This is a genomic window from Nitratireductor sp. StC3 (assembly GCF_003015025.1).
GTDB classification, from domain to species: domain Bacteria; phylum Pseudomonadota; class Alphaproteobacteria; order Rhizobiales; family Rhizobiaceae; genus Mangrovimarina; species Mangrovimarina alexandrii.
Window position 1 is genome coordinate 317694 of the sequence record NZ_PYBP01000002.1, and the last position, 12713, is coordinate 330406.

Sequence of the window (12713 nt, forward strand, 5' to 3'; positions counted from 1 at the left end):
GCGTTTGGTCTTCTTCGGATTGCCTGCGGCGTCAGGCCGCCAGGTCCCGCAGCACATATTGCAGGATGCCGCCGTTCTTGAAGTAGTCGAGCTCGTCCAGCGTATCGATCCGGCACAGGATCGGCACGTCCTTCTGCGAACCGTCGGCATAGGTCACCTTGGCGGTCACCTTCTGGCGCGGCTTGATCGTCTCCAGTCCCTCGATGGTGACGGTCTCGTCGCCCTTCAGGCCGAGCGAGGCCCAGGAGACGCCGTCCTCCAGCACGAACGGAATCACGCCCATCCCGACCAGGTTCGAACGGTGGATGCGCTCGAAGGATTGGGCGATCACCGCGCGCACGCCGAGCAGGTTGGTGCCCTTGGCCGCCCAGTCGCGCGACGAGCCGTTGCCGTATTCGACGCCTGCGAAGATCACCAGCGGCACGCCTTCCTGCTTGTAGCGCATCGCCGCGTCGTAGATCGACATCTCCTCCTTGGAGGGATAGTGGATCGTGTAACCGCCCTCGCGGCCGTTTTCGCCCAGCATGAAGTTGCGGATGCGGATATTGGCGAAGGTGCCGCGCATCATCACCTCGTGATTGCCGCGCCGGGTGCCGTACTGGTTGAAGTCCATCACCTCGACGCCGTTATCCATCAGATATTTGCCGGCCGGCGACTGGGCCTTGATGGAGCCGGCGGGCGAGATGTGGTCGGTGGTGATCTTGTCGCCGAACAGGCCGAGCACGCGCGCACCCTTGATGTCGCTGATATCGCCGATCGTCTTCGACATGCCGGCGAAATAAGGCGGGTTCTGCACATAGGTCGAGTTCTCGTCCCAGGCATAGGTTTCGGACTGCGGCGCCTCGACGGCGCGCCAATTGTCGTCGCCGGTAAAGACCTCCGCATATTTCTGCTCGAACAGGTCGCGCGTGACGTGCTTCTGGATGAAGCTCTGGATCTCCTGGTTGGACGGCCAAATATCCTTCAGGAACACGTCCTTGCCGTCCTTGTCCTGGCCGATCGGCTCCTTGGTCAGGTCGATGGTCACGGACCCGGCGAGCGCGTAGGCGACCACCAGCGGCGGCGAGGCCAGATAGTTGGCCTGGACGTCGGGCGAAATCCGACCCTCGAAATTGCGGTTGCCCGACAGCACGCCGGCCGCGATCAGCCCCTTGTCGTTGATGGTCTTGGAGACCGGGCCGGGCAGCGGGCCCGAATTGCCGATACAGGTGGTGCAGCCGAAGCCGACCAGATTGAAACCGATCTGGTCGAGCTCGGTCTGCAGGCCGGATTTTTCCAGATATTCGGCCACCACCTGGCTGCCGGGCGCCAGCGAGGTCTTCACCCACGGCTTCTGCTTGAGACCGAGCCGGTTGGCGTTGCGCGCCAGGAGGCCGGCTCCGATCAGCACCGACGGGTTCGACGTGTTGGTGCACGAGGTGATCGCCGCAATCGCGACGTCGCCGTGGCCGAGATCGTAGTCCTGGCCCTCGACCTGCCAGCGCTTGTCCTTCTCGGAAGCGTCCTTCTTGTACTCCGAAACCAACGCTTCCTCGAAGCCCGCGGCGATGCCCTCGAGGGGAATGCGGCCCTCCGGACGCTTCGGTCCGGCCATCGATGGCACGACCGCGCCGAGGTCGAGCTCCAGCGTATCGGTGAAGACCGGATCCGCGCTGCCGGTCTCGCGGAACATGCCCTGCGCCTTGCTGTAGGCTTCGACCAGCGCGATGCGTTCCTTGGTGCGGCCGGATACGTTGAGATAGTTCAGCGTTTCCGAATCGACCGGGAAGAAACCGCAGGTCGCGCCGTATTCGGGACCCATATTGCCGATCGTCGCCGCGTCGGCGAGCGTGAGATCGTCGAGGCCGTCGCCGAAGAATTCGACGAACTTGCCAACCACGCCCTTCTTGCGCAGCATCTGCACGACGGTCAGCACCAGGTCGGTGGCCGTCACGCCTTCCTTCAGCTTGCCGGTCAGTTTGAAGCCGACGACTTCCGGCAGCAGCATGGAGATCGGCTGGCCGAGCATGGCCGCCTCGGCCTCGATGCCGCCCACACCCCAGCCGAGCACGCCCAGACCGTTGATCATCGTGGTGTGCGAATCCGTGCCCACGCAGGTGTCGGGATAGGCCACCGTCTCGCCGTTCTCGTCCTTGGTCCACACGGTCTGGCCGAGATATTCGAGATTGACCTGATGGCAGATGCCGGTGCCGGGCGGCACGACGCGGAAGTTCTCGAACGCCTGCTGACCCCATTTCAAGAAGCGATAGCGCTCGCCGTTGCGCTTGTATTCCAGCTCAACATTGCGCGCGAACGCGTTCGGGTTGCCGAACTCGTCGACGATCACCGAATGGTCGATGACGAGATCGACCGGCACCAGCGGATTGATCTTCTGCGGGTCGCCGCCGAGCGCCTTGATACCGTCGCGCATGGCGGCAAGGTCGACCACCGCCGGCACGCCGGTGAAATCCTGCATCAGAACGCGCGCCGGGCGATAGGCGATCTCGTGACCGGCCCCGCCCTTGTCGTCGAGCCAGGACTTCACGGCTTCGATATCTGCCTTGGTGACGGAACGGCCGTCCTCGTTGCGCAACAGGTTTTCCAAAAGCACCTTCATCGAGAAGGGCAGACGCGAAATACCGTCAAGTCCGTTTTTCTCGGCCTCGGTCAGGCTGAAATAGACATAGTCCTTGTCGCCGACCTTGAGCGTGCGGCGGCAATTGAAACTGTCGAGAGATTTAGACACGTGCGATCCCATCCTGGTCTGTTCGGCCAAAGCGGGAACGGACTCCTGTGGCATGCTGCGCAAAGGTGCGGGTACGGCCATTTCCGCTGTCCGCTCCCAGGCGTCACGTCCGTTCAAGGCGGCGGACGCCGGTTCGGCGCAAATTGGTTACCGTGTCGACCGCTGGCACGGTTGCCGATCTCTTAGAGAATTTCTAAACAGGTTTCCAGTCTGGGGGCGGGGAATTTTGCCGCACCGCGTTACCGGCCGGGCACCGGGGAAATGGCAGGGAAAAATGCGTCTGGTCGCCGAAGACCTTGCCGGAGAACGCGGTGGCGAAACCGTTTTTTCCGGCATCGGATTCACGCTCGAGGTCGGCGAGACACTGGTCGTCACCGGGCCGAACGGCATCGGCAAGTCGACCCTGCTGCGCACCGTGGCCGGCCTGCTGCCGCTGGCGGCGGGCCGCCTGGCGCTGGAGGGCGGCGGCGACAAATGGTCGGATATCGCCTCGGCATGTCATTATCTCGGCCACCAGAACGCGATGAAGACGGCGTTGACGGTCACCGAGAACCTTGCCTTCTGGCGCGACTTCCTCGGCGAGGCGCATCTGCCGCTCGCCGACGCACTCGACATGGTCGGCCTTGCCGATATCGGCCATCTGCCGTTCGGTTATCTGTCGACCGGCCAGCGCCGGCGCATCGCCATCGCCCGCCTGCTGGTCGCCTACCGCCCGGTCTGGCTGCTCGACGAGCCGACGGCCGGTCTCGACCGTGCCTCGGAGGCCCAGTTCGCCGAATTGATGGCCGCCCATTGCGAGGATGGCGGCATGATCGTCGCCGCGACCCACCTGCCGCTCGCGTTGGAAAAGGCGCAGCAACTGCGGATGGGGGGCGCGTAACCCGGATGCGGCACCTCGTTTGGCCGGCGCGAGGGGAAGGCGCGTCATGCTAGCCCTTTATCTCCGCGATCTCAGGCTCGGCATCCGCGCCGGCGGCGGCGCGCTGGTCGGCATTTTGTTCTTCCTCGCCGTCGTCGCCGTCATTCCTTTCGGCGTCGGCCCGGATTTGAATCTGCTCGCCCGCATCGGCCCGGCGATCCTGTGGATCGGCGCGCTTTTGGCCGGCCTGCTCGGCCTCGACCGGCTTTTCCAGGCCGACCGCGACGACGGCGCGCTCGATCTGATGGTGCTCAACCGCGACCGGCAAATGCTGGCCCTGGCCGTGTTCGTCAAATGCCTGGCCCACTGGACCGCGAGCATCCTGCCGCTGGTCGTGGCCGCGCCTTTGCTCGGCCTGTTCATGAACATGTCCACGACCGGCATCGGCGCGACCACGCTGACGCTTCTCTTCGGCACGCCGGCGATCGCCTTCATCGGCGCCACCGGCGCCGCCGTCGCCATCAGCCTGCCGCGCGGCGGGCTGCTGGTTTCCGTGCTGGTGCTGCCGCTGATGATCCCCGTCCTGATCTTCGGCGTCTCGGCCAGCTACGCCGCCGTCGCCGATCCCGACCCGTTTTTGCCGCCTTTCCTGCTCATGCTGGCACTAACGCTGTTTTTCGCGGTGATCGGCCCCGTTGCGGCCGCCACCGCCTTGCGATGGGCGACGGATTGACGCGCCATGCCGGGCGAAACCGACCTTCAAACGCTGCTCGCCACGATGGCGCCAAGGCTGCATGACGCGCTTCTCGCCTTCGTAACGATCGCGCCGGGAAAACCGGAGCCGGCCGGCCTCAAGCCGGTTCTGCGTTTCGATGAAGCCGAGGGCGTCACGCTGATCCTGCCCCGCAACCAGGCGCTCGAATGCGGCCTCGAGCCGGTTTTTGCCTGCAAAATGATTACGCTGGAGATCCATTCCGCGCTCGAGGCGGTCGGCTTTTTACGTGCTCTGCTGCCGCCTCTGGCCGCCGCCGGCATCGGCGTGAACACGGTTTCGGCCTATTTTCACGATCATCTCTTCGTGCCCGCCGACCGCGCCGACGAGGCGATGGCGATCTTGCACGCGATCGCCGCGAAGGCGCGCGGCGGCCCGGATTGATGGCAGATCGGCCCGGCGCGATCACGCCGCCTTGATCGCCGTCGATTGCAGAGGCCGCCGAGTGGAGGTATTGACAAGACCATGAGCCAAACCGCGATCTCTCCCGCGCGCTGGATGGATCTGGCCAATCCGACGCGTTTTCTCGCCTTTGCCGGCGCCGTCATCCCGTGGCTGGCCGGCCTGGCGGCGCTCACGATCGCGCTCGGGCTTTATCTCGGGTTCACCGCGCCGGAAGACTACCAGCAGGGCAGCACGGTCAGGATCATGTACATCCATGTGCCCTTCGCCTGGCTGGCCATGATGTGCTACTCGGTGATGGCCATTTCCGCGCTCGGCACGCTTGTGTGGCGCCATCCGCTCGCCGATGTCGCCTTGAAGGCGGCCGCGCCGATCGGCGCCGTCTTCACAGCCTTGGCGCTTTTGACCGGCTCGATCTGGGGCAAGCCGATGTGGGGCACCTGGTGGGTCTGGGACGCGCGGCTGACCTCGGTCTTCGTGCTGTTTTTGATGTATCTCGGCCTGATCGCGCTTACCCGCGCGCTCGACGATCCGACCCGCTCGGCGCGCGCCGCCGCGATCGTCACGCTTGTCGGCGCCATCAACATCCCGATCATCAAATTCTCCGTCGACTGGTGGAACACGCTGCACCAGCCGGCCTCCGTCTTCCGGCTCGACGGGCCGACCATCCATGCCAGCCTGCTGTGGCCGCTCCTGGTATCCGCCGCCGGCTTCACCCTGCTGTTCTTCACCCTGCATCTGATGGCCATGCGCGTCGAGGTCTGGCGCCGTCGTGTCGTTGCCATGCGCCGCGTCAGCGCCCGCCGCGCCGACCGCGCGCAAGGGGGCAAAGCATGACCCACGCGCTCTACGTCGCCGCCGCCTACGGGCTGTCCGCGCTTGCGATCGGCGGTCTGGTCGTCTGGACGCTGTTCGACCAGCGCGCCCGCAAGGCCGAATTGGCCGCGCTGGAGGCACAAGGCGTGCGCCGCCGGTCCGACGCCAAGATCAAGGACACGGCCTCATGAGCACCGGTTCCGTCACGCCGCCACGCAGCAATCGGCGCTGGATGGTGTTCGTGCCCTTGGCGCTGTTCGCCGCGCTGGCCGGGCTTTTTCTGCTCCAGCTTCTGTCGGGCCGCGACGGCGCGACCATCCCTTCCGCACTGATCGGCGCGCCGGCGCCCGAGACCGACCTGCCGCCGATCGAGGGAACCGACATGCCCGGCCTGTCGAGCGCGGATTTCCCCGGCCGCGTGACGGTGGTCAATGTGTGGGCGTCCTGGTGCGCGCCCTGCCGCCAGGAACATCCGCTGCTGATGCAGCTCTCCCGCGACGACCGGATCACCGTCGCCGGGCTGAATTATAAGGACGAGGCGGAGAACGCGCGCCGCTTCCTCGGCGAGCTTGGCAACCCCTATGCCGCCGTGGGCGCCGACAGCACCGGCCGCACGGCGATCAACTGGGGCGTCTACGGCGTTCCCGAGACCTTCGTGGTCGGACCGGACGGCACCATCCGCTTCAAACATGTCGGCCCGCTCAGCCCGCAAAGCCTGACCGGCGATCTCATCCCCGCGATCGAGAAGGCACTCGCCGCGCAATAGCCGCGCTGCGTCGCAACACCGCCGCAACCGGCTGATCCGCAGGCGCCATCGCCATCAAAAAAGGCGGCCCGAGGCCGCCTTTCCGATCAGGAGCGATGCTCCGTTTCTATTCGCCGCTCTTTTCGGCAGCTTCGGCGGCGGCCTTCTCGGCGGCAAGCGCCTCGGCGGCGGCGACCTTTTCAGCCTCGATCCGCGCCTTTTCGGCCAGCATGGCCTGGCGATCGTTTTCGTTCAGCTTGCGCGCGCGCACGCTGGTGTTTTCCGTGATGCGGGCCGACTTGCCGCGACGCTCGCGCAGATAATAGAGCTTGGCGCGGCGCACCTTGCCGCGGCGTACGATCTCCACACCCTCGACCATCGGCGAATAGACCGGGAAGACACGCTCCACGCCTTCGCCGTAGGAGATTTTGCGGACGGTGAAATTCTCCTGCAGCCCCGATCCCGAACGCGCGATGCACACGCCTTCATAGGCCTGCACGCGGGTGCGGGTGCCCTCGGTGACGCGCACCTGGACGCGCACCGTGTCGCCGGGCTCGAATTGCGGCAGTGTGCGCTTTTCTTCGATCTTCGCGGCCTGCTCGGCCTCGAGCTGACGGATGATGTCCATCGTCTCAAACCTCTTCCTTGTTCTCGACAGCCAGAGCGCCCGGCGCTTGCCCCGCAGTCCTGTGACCGGGCGGCAATGCTTTCGCGCCGAAAGGCGCGGCGGCAGGGGCGAATTCACCGTTCTTGTTGACGGGTCCGGAAGATCGTTCCTCCGGTCGGCGGGCACATACACGCTTCCCGCCGGTTTGTCACCTGCCGAAGCGCGTTTTCTCGCCGGATCGGCGCGGCAACGCGGTTCGCCCGTCGCCAGGCCGGTGCACACTCTTGCCTCGCGAGGCATCACCGCCTAACACCGCCACACCGTACTCCAACCTTCCCGGACCGCATCTTGGACATTTTCTCCGCCCTTCTGCTCTTCCTGGCCGGCTTCCTGTCGGGTGCGATCAACGCCGTCGCCGGCGGCGGCACCTTCCTGACCTTCGGCGCGCTGACGCTTGCCGGGGTCGCCCCGATCTCGGCCAACGCCACCTCCTCGATCGCCCAGTTTCCGGGCTACGTCACCTCCACGCTCGCCTATTGGAGCGATATCCGCCGAATGTGGCGCGGCGCGTTGGTCTTCTGCGCCGTTTCGGCCGTCGGCGGCCTGGCCGGCGCGCTGATCCTGTTGTCGCTGGACAACCCCTCCTTCCGTGCCCTCGTGCCGTGGCTGCTGATCGCCGCCACCGCGCTGTTCGCCGCCGGACCGTGGCTGAAGCCGAAACCGCGCGGCGACGGCGCTGAGGCGCGCGCCGGCTCGCCGAAAGGCTGGCTGGTCCAGTTCGTCACCGCGATCTATGGCGGGTTCTTCGGCGCCGGCATGGGCATCATGATGCTTGCCACGCTCGGCCTGACCGAAAACGGCGACTACCACCGCCTCAACGCGCTGAAGAACATGCTGTCGATCATCATCGCCATCGTGGCGATCGCGGTTTTCGTCTCCGGCGGCGTGGTCTCCTGGCTCGAGGTCGCCTTCATGGTGCCCGGCGTGGCGCTGGGCGGCTATGGCGGCGTCTGGGCGGCCAGGCGCGTGCCGCTATGGAGCGTGCGCGCCTTCGTGATCGCGGTCGGTCTGTTCCTGGCCGGCTATTATTTCGTCACCGGCTGAGGCCCCGCCAGCAGATCCGGCCGGCGTTCGCGCGTCAGCCTTTCGGCCTCGCCGCGGCGCCAAGCGGCGATCTTGGCGTGATTGCCCGAAGTCAACACCTGCGGAATCGGCCGCCCTTCGAAGACTTGCGGCCGGGTGTAGTGCGGATGTTCGAGCAGCCCGTTCTCGAAACTTTCCTCCGTGCCCGAGGCCGCGTTGCCCATCACGCCGGGCAACAGCCGCACCACGGCGTCGAGCAGCACCAGCGCCGCCGGCTCGCCGCCCGACAAGATGTAGTCGCCGATCGACACCTCCTCCAGGCCGCGCGCCTCGATCACGCGCTGGTCGACGCCCTCGAAGCGCCCGCACAGGATCATCGCGCCGGGACCGGCCGCCAGCGCGCGCACCCGCCGCTGGGTGAGCGGTCGGCCGCGCGGGCTCATCAACAGTTTCGGACGTGCGTCGGGCGACGGCGCGACGGCATCGATCGCCTTGGCCAGTATGTCGGGCCGCATCACCATGCCGGCGCCGCCGCCGGCCGGCGTGTCGTCGATCGTGCGGTGGCGGTCGCTGGCGAAATCGCGGATCTGCACCGCCTCCAGCGCCCAGTCGCCGCGCTCGAGCGCCTTGCCCGCCAGCGACAGGCCGAGCGCGCCGGGAAACATTTCCGGATAGAGCGTGAGAACCGTGGCGCGGAACATCAGCGATTGCCTCCCGACGCTTTCGGCCCGCGCGGCCGTCCGGTCCGGCCGTCGGGCGCGTCCCCGCCCGCGTCGGCGTCGTCGAGCCCGGCCGCGACCGGGTCGAGCACCACGGCCCGCCCGCCAAGATCGACCGACGGCACCGCCGCCTTGGTGAACGGCACCAGCACGCTGCCGCCGCCGGGCGCGGTGATGTCGAGAATGTCGCCGCCGCCATAGTTGAGCACCGCCTTGACGATGCCGACCGTCGCGCCCTCGCGATCGACCGCGGCAAGGCCCACGAGGTCGGCGTGGTAGAATTCCTCCTCCTCCAGATCGTCGGGCAGCGCCGCGCGATCCACGAACAAGGCCGTGCCGTTGAGCGCCTCGGCCGCGGTCCGGTCCGAGACCCCCTTGAAGCGCGCCACCAGCATCGTATTGTGCGGGCGTAGATCGAGAATCTCGAAACGCCGGCCGGCCTCGTCGTAAAGCGGGCCGTAATCGGCGAGCGCCATCGGATCGCCGGTGAAGGTCTTGACCCGCACCGCGCCCTTGATGCCCTGCGCCGCCCCGATCACGGCCAATTGCACGGGTGTGTCGGGTTTTGCCATCGCGCCTGTTCCAGAACCGTTGGAGGAGGCCGCGCCGGCGGCCCGGCCACTTCCCTATCGGCTAGCGCCCGGCAATTCAATTCGCATCGCCTTCACCTGGCGCTAACCCGCACAGGCGACACTCGGCCCCCATGATCAACCCCGCTTCGCTCGCATGACCGGCTATCTCGTCATCGCCCGGCCCGATCTCGTCGCCGCCCGCACGGAATGGCTGGACACGCTTGGACATGAAAGGCGGCTGGCGCCGCTGACGCTGGAGGCCTATGAGCGCGACACGCGCCAGTTCCTGCAGTTTTTGACCGGCCATTGCGGCGGCGCGCCGGGCCTTGCCGATATCGCCGATCTGCGCCCGGCCGATCTGCGCGCCTTTCTGGCCTGGCGGCGCCGCGAGGGCGCGGGCTCCCGCTCCCTCGGCCGCGGCCTGGCCGGCATTCGCTCGCTGCTCAGGCATCTGGAACGGCGCGGCCTGGTCAGCGCCGCCGGCGCCGGCGCACTCAGGGCGCCGAAACAGCCGCGCTCGCTGCCCCGACCGCTGAGGGCCGACGAGGCCCGCCGGCTGACGGCGGCCGACGGCCAGCTTGCCGAAGAACCCTGGATCGCGGCGCGCGACGCCGCGGTGATGGCGCTTCTTTACGGCTGCGGCCTGCGCATCTCCGAAGCCCTCGGCCTGATGGGCGGCGAGTTCGGTGCGCGGCCGCCGACCAGCCTGCGCATCACCGGCAAGGGCGGCAAGCAGCGGCTCGTACCGGTCTTGCCGGTGGTCGCCGAGGCGGTGGCCGCCTATCGTCGGCTCTGCCCCTACGCGCTCGACGACGATCGGCCGCTATTTCGCGGCGCGCGCGGCGGTCCGCTGGCCGCCGCGATCGTGCAGCGCGCCATGCGCCGGCTGCGCGGCGCGCTCGACCTGCCCGATGACGCGACCCCGCACGCGCTGCGTCATTCCTTCGCCACCCATCTGCTCGGCCGCGGCGGCGATCTGCGGACCATTCAGGAACTGCTCGGCCACGCCAGCCTGTCGACCACCCAGATCTATACCGGCGTCGACACCGAACGCCTGCTCGAGGTCTACGGCAAGGCCCATCCGCGCGCCTGAACGGGGCGCAAACTCCGCATATTTGTGGCTCCGCCTTAACGGTTTCGCCGCTTTTTGCCGCTAGGCTTCGGCCATGACCCGTTCAATCGCCACCACCGAGCGCATCGCAGGACTGTCGCTGAAGCTGATCGCGGCCGCCAACCTCCTGTTCTTGCTGTCCTTCCTGCTTGTGACCGCGCTGGCCATGACGCGGGCCCAGGCGCAGGAGAGCCCCTGCACCGGGCAAAACCTTCTCGAAGACCTGGCCATGGAAGATCCCGCCGCGCTCGAAAGGCTGGAGGCGGAGGCGCGACGAACGCCGAACGGCCGGGGCCTGCTGTGGAAAATCGAAAAGGAGGGCGCCGTGCCCTCCTTTCTCTTCGGCACCATGCACCTGACCGATCCGCGCGTGATCGACCTGACCTCCGCCGCCGACGCCGCCTTCGAAAGCGCGTCCACCATCGTCATCGAGACCACCGAAGTGGTCGACCAGGCCGCGGCGATGACGGCGATGATGGAGCGTCCGGATCTGATGATGTTCACGGACGACAAGACGATCTTTTCCTTTATGAGCGATGAGGAGGAAAAGGCGGTCCGTGCGGCGCTGGAAAGGCGCGGCATCCCGCCGGTAAGCATTCAGAAGATGAAACCCTGGATGCTCGCTTCCGCAATCGCCCTGCCGGCCTGCGAGATGGCCCGCAAGGCGACCGGCGCGCCGTTCCTCGACATCAAGCTCGCCGAGCGCGCCAAGGAGGCGGGCAAGACGCTCGGCGGCCTCGAAACCCTGGTCGGCCAGCTCGACGCGATGGCGTCGCTGCCGATGGAATTCCACGTCCAGGGCCTGATCGAAACCCTCAAGCTCGGTCCGCGCATGGACGATATTTTCGAGACCATGATCGAGCTCTACGAGCAGGAGCGTATCGACATGATCTGGCCGCTGTTCAAGGCGGTGCTCCCGGCGGGCGACGACGGCGACGAAACCGGCTATGCCGCCTTCGAGGAAGCGATGATCACCACCCGCAACCGCACCATGGCCGACAACGCTGTCGCCTATCTCGACGAGGGCAGCGCCTTCATTGCCGTCGGCGCGCTCCACCTGCCGGGAGAAAAGGGGCTGGTGGCGCTGCTGCGCGCGCGCGGCTACCGCATGACGCAAATACCCTGAGAGGCCCGGCGCCGACGCCGTTCAAGGCGCGCCGGACAAGACGGCGCACTGCAGGGATCGATCACGAAAAGCGTGATTTGGCGCGGTGGCCGCTTCTTGGTACCGTATCCTCGTCCGATTTGACGATCAGGGAGACTTTGCATGAAAACCGCTCTCCTCCTCGCTGCCGCGCTGGGTTTTTCGACCGCCGTCGCGCAAGCCTGCCCGGCGCACAACGATCACAAATCGGCCAGCGCCGGAAAGATGACGGTTGCCAGCATCGAGGCCGAGAAGGCGCCGATGACGACGATCGATGAGGGCGCCAAGACCGCCGCGATCGAAAAACCGGCGGAAAAAGCCGCCACGGTCGACCTGGCCGAATAAACCCGCCAAAAGATCGGCCGACGTTGTACCGACGCCCGCCGGCGGAATCGCGCGCGACCATGCGACGGCATTCCGTAGCGTTCCTGCCTGTGGCCTTGCCGCTCGTCACGGGAAAGCGGCGTCCACGGCGAAAGAGTGCTCATTTCGACAAGTCTGTGAACCGCGCCTTTCACGATCTGTGATCGCGCGCGCCTCTTCGTGATGAAACCGCTCGGATCGGGATTCGTTGACCCGCAGAGCAATGCACGAAGGAGGTGTGTCATGAACGCTCCAGGCAGACGCCCCGAAGATCATTCCCTCGATCCGTACGGTCCCGGCGGCATCGACCGCGATATTGCCGATCCGTCTCGGCCTTACGACCCGCGCCTGCAGCGCGAGATCAACCCCGGCCCACGCGGTCTGATGGCGGCAACCATCGCCGTCGTCGTGGTTCTTCTGGCCATCGTGGCCTACAGCCTTGTCGGGGGCGGCACCGAACGGCAGACCGCCGACACGATCGGCAGCACGCCGGCGGCCGAGCGCGTCGATGACACGACGACCAGCGCGGTCGGCACCGAGGCCGAGCAGCCGCGCGAGGAGATACCGCCGATCGAACCGCGGGACGGTGCGCCGGTCGAGACCGCACCGGCCGACTGATCTTTTCTCCGATACCCTGCCGGTCGGCCTGTTTGCCGGCAAACCCCGCCGTCGCCTCGGCGGGGTTTCTTTTGTGTTGCGATGGGCCGCATTCGGGCCGCCGTCAAGGCGGCGTACGGCGGCCAGGGTGCGCGGGTATTTTCCGCCCGACACCGGGACGCGATCCCGCTTGTTCCG

General features: G+C 66.8%; 15 protein-coding genes. 11 read left to right on the forward strand and 4 right to left on the reverse strand.

Translation table 11 applies throughout. The features are described from left to right. Positions 1-31: 31 nt before the first annotated feature. Positions 32-2725 carry an aconitate hydratase AcnA gene (gene acnA, locus C7T96_RS06035; RefSeq protein WP_106570520.1) on the reverse strand — a complete coding sequence of 898 codons (2694 nt, stop codon included), beginning with the start codon at positions 2723-2725 and terminating at the stop codon, positions 32-34. 274 nt (positions 2726-2999) lie between these two features. Here acnA and ccmA point away from each other — a divergent pair, with 274 nt between their 5' ends. From ccmA to C7T96_RS06065, 6 genes are all read left to right on the forward strand, one after another. Beyond that, a complete protein-coding gene (ccmA, locus tag C7T96_RS06040) occupies positions 3000-3605 on the forward strand; it encodes a heme ABC exporter ATP-binding protein CcmA (protein WP_106570274.1) in 606 nt (201 codons plus the stop codon). Positions 3606-3651: 46 nt separating this feature from the next. After that, complete coding sequence (gene ccmB, locus C7T96_RS06045) at positions 3652-4317, forward strand: heme exporter protein CcmB (protein ID WP_106570275.1); 666 nt, start codon at positions 3652-3654, stop codon at positions 4315-4317. A 6-nt stretch (positions 4318-4323) separates the two neighbouring features. Then, positions 4324-4740 (forward strand): ACT domain-containing protein, encoded by a 417-nt coding sequence (locus C7T96_RS06050; protein WP_106570276.1) that lies wholly within the window; start codon positions 4324-4326, stop codon positions 4738-4740. 81 nt (positions 4741-4821) lie between these two features. After that, positions 4822-5595: a heme ABC transporter permease gene (locus tag C7T96_RS06055; RefSeq protein ID WP_106570277.1), complete on the forward strand. Its 774-nt coding sequence runs from the start codon at positions 4822-4824 to the stop codon at positions 5593-5595. Next, a complete protein-coding gene (gene ccmD / locus C7T96_RS06060) occupies positions 5592-5765 on the forward strand; it encodes a heme exporter protein CcmD (RefSeq protein ID WP_106570278.1) in 174 nt (57 codons plus the stop codon). Before C7T96_RS06055 ends, ccmD begins: the two co-directional genes overlap by 4 nt. Then, positions 5762-6340, forward strand: a complete 579-nt coding sequence (locus C7T96_RS06065) for a DsbE family thiol:disulfide interchange protein (RefSeq protein ID WP_106570279.1) — start codon at positions 5762-5764, stop codon at positions 6338-6340. The genes ccmD and C7T96_RS06065 overlap by 4 nt, the downstream gene beginning before the upstream one ends. 106 nt (positions 6341-6446) lie before the next feature. Here C7T96_RS06065 and rplS read toward each other — a convergent pair whose 3' ends face one another. Beyond that, a complete protein-coding gene (gene rplS / locus C7T96_RS06070) occupies positions 6447-6947 on the reverse strand; it encodes a 50S ribosomal protein L19 (protein ID WP_106570280.1) in 501 nt (166 codons plus the stop codon). Positions 6948-7274: 327 nt separating this feature from the next. On the opposite strand from rplS, the gene C7T96_RS06075 reads away from it, so the two are divergent. Continuing rightward, complete coding sequence (locus tag C7T96_RS06075) at positions 7275-8030, forward strand: sulfite exporter TauE/SafE family protein (protein ID WP_106570281.1); 756 nt, start codon at positions 7275-7277, stop codon at positions 8028-8030. Here the strand turns inward: C7T96_RS06075 and trmD are convergent. Further along, positions 8012-8713 (reverse strand): tRNA (guanosine(37)-N1)-methyltransferase TrmD, encoded by a 702-nt coding sequence (trmD, locus tag C7T96_RS06080; RefSeq protein WP_106570282.1) that lies wholly within the window; start codon positions 8711-8713, stop codon positions 8012-8014. The genes C7T96_RS06075 and trmD overlap by 19 nt on opposite strands. Next, on the reverse strand, positions 8710-9300 hold the full coding sequence (rimM, locus tag C7T96_RS06085) for a ribosome maturation factor RimM (RefSeq protein WP_106570283.1): 591 nt from the start codon (positions 9298-9300) through the stop codon (positions 8710-8712). Before rimM ends, trmD begins: the two co-directional genes overlap by 4 nt. A gap of 154 nt (positions 9301-9454) precedes the next feature. Here rimM and C7T96_RS06090 point away from each other — a divergent pair, with 154 nt between their 5' ends. The 4 genes from C7T96_RS06090 to C7T96_RS06105 all read left to right on the forward strand — a co-directional run bounded on the left by C7T96_RS06090 (position 9455) and on the right by C7T96_RS06105 (position 12536). After that, positions 9455-10393 carry a tyrosine recombinase XerC gene (locus tag C7T96_RS06090; protein WP_106570284.1) on the forward strand — a complete coding sequence of 313 codons (939 nt, stop codon included), beginning with the start codon at positions 9455-9457 and terminating at the stop codon, positions 10391-10393. Positions 10394-10466: 73 nt separating this feature from the next. Next, a complete protein-coding gene (locus C7T96_RS06095; RefSeq protein ID WP_106570285.1) occupies positions 10467-11537 on the forward strand; it encodes a TraB/GumN family protein in 1071 nt (356 codons plus the stop codon). A 141-nt stretch (positions 11538-11678) separates the two neighbouring features. Next, positions 11679-11900: a hypothetical protein gene (locus C7T96_RS06100; protein ID WP_106570286.1), complete on the forward strand. Its 222-nt coding sequence runs from the start codon at positions 11679-11681 to the stop codon at positions 11898-11900. Positions 11901-12161: 261 nt separating this feature from the next. Continuing rightward, the gene (locus tag C7T96_RS06105) at positions 12162-12536 is read left to right on the forward strand and encodes a hypothetical protein (RefSeq protein WP_106570287.1); all 375 of its coding nucleotides are present in this window, start codon (positions 12162-12164) and stop codon (positions 12534-12536) included. Positions 12537-12713 lie beyond the last annotated feature (177 nt).

Coding starts and splice junctions, on each gene's coding strand:
- rimM (WP_106570283.1), bottom strand. CDS start 9,300: ATGGCAAAACCCGACACACCCGTGCAATTGGCCGTGATCGGGGCGGCG.
- C7T96_RS06105 (WP_106570287.1), top strand. CDS start 12,162: ATGAACGCTCCAGGCAGACGCCCCGAAGATCATTCCCTCGATCCGTAC.
- ccmD (WP_106570278.1), top strand. CDS start 5,592: ATGACCCACGCGCTCTACGTCGCCGCCGCCTACGGGCTGTCCGCGCTT.
- C7T96_RS06100 (WP_106570286.1), top strand. CDS start 11,679: ATGAAAACCGCTCTCCTCCTCGCTGCCGCGCTGGGTTTTTCGACCGCC.
- ccmA (WP_106570274.1), top strand. CDS start 3,000: ATGCGTCTGGTCGCCGAAGACCTTGCCGGAGAACGCGGTGGCGAAACC.
- C7T96_RS06090 (WP_106570284.1), top strand. CDS start 9,455: ATGACCGGCTATCTCGTCATCGCCCGGCCCGATCTCGTCGCCGCCCGC.
- ccmB (WP_106570275.1), top strand. CDS start 3,652: ATGCTAGCCCTTTATCTCCGCGATCTCAGGCTCGGCATCCGCGCCGGC.
- rplS (WP_106570280.1), bottom strand. CDS start 6,947: ATGGACATCATCCGTCAGCTCGAGGCCGAGCAGGCCGCGAAGATCGAA.
- C7T96_RS06055 (WP_106570277.1), top strand. CDS start 4,822: ATGAGCCAAACCGCGATCTCTCCCGCGCGCTGGATGGATCTGGCCAAT.
- C7T96_RS06065 (WP_106570279.1), top strand. CDS start 5,762: ATGAGCACCGGTTCCGTCACGCCGCCACGCAGCAATCGGCGCTGGATG.
- C7T96_RS06095 (WP_106570285.1), top strand. CDS start 10,467: ATGACCCGTTCAATCGCCACCACCGAGCGCATCGCAGGACTGTCGCTG.
- C7T96_RS06050 (WP_106570276.1), top strand. CDS start 4,324: ATGCCGGGCGAAACCGACCTTCAAACGCTGCTCGCCACGATGGCGCCA.